Origin of the sequence: Microvirga pakistanensis, from assembly GCF_004458765.1 — a bacterium.
Lineage (GTDB): Bacteria > Pseudomonadota > Alphaproteobacteria > Rhizobiales > Beijerinckiaceae > Microvirga > Microvirga pakistanensis.
This window is the reverse complement of the sequence record NZ_SPJX01000385.1, coordinates 1-223: the sequence shown is the minus strand read 5'-3', so window position 1 is coordinate 223 and position 223 is coordinate 1. Positions and strand designations below refer to the sequence as shown.

At 73.1% G+C, this 223-nt stretch carries 1 protein-coding gene; it reads right to left on the bottom strand.

The features are described 5' to 3' along the window. Positions 1-223: DNA-3-methyladenine glycosylase family protein (locus tag E4K09_RS18680; protein ID WP_425293862.1), on the bottom strand; the 223-nt coding region annotated here is incomplete at both ends.

Genomic DNA, 223 nt, shown 5'->3' with positions numbered 1-223 from the left:
GCCAGGGCCGCCAGCGCTCCGCGAGGATCGTGAGCGTCTTCGCATCGGGCCGCTCGTCCAGCCCATAGGCGATCCGGGCAGCCTCCTGCACGGCGAGGTCGCCGCCCGGGACCGCGTCAGGGTGGCCGAGGCAGAAGAGCAGGTAGATGTCGGCCGTCCAGGGGCCGATGCCCTTGACCCGGGTGAGAAGGCTGTGCGCCTCGTCGGCCGGGAGGCCGTGCAG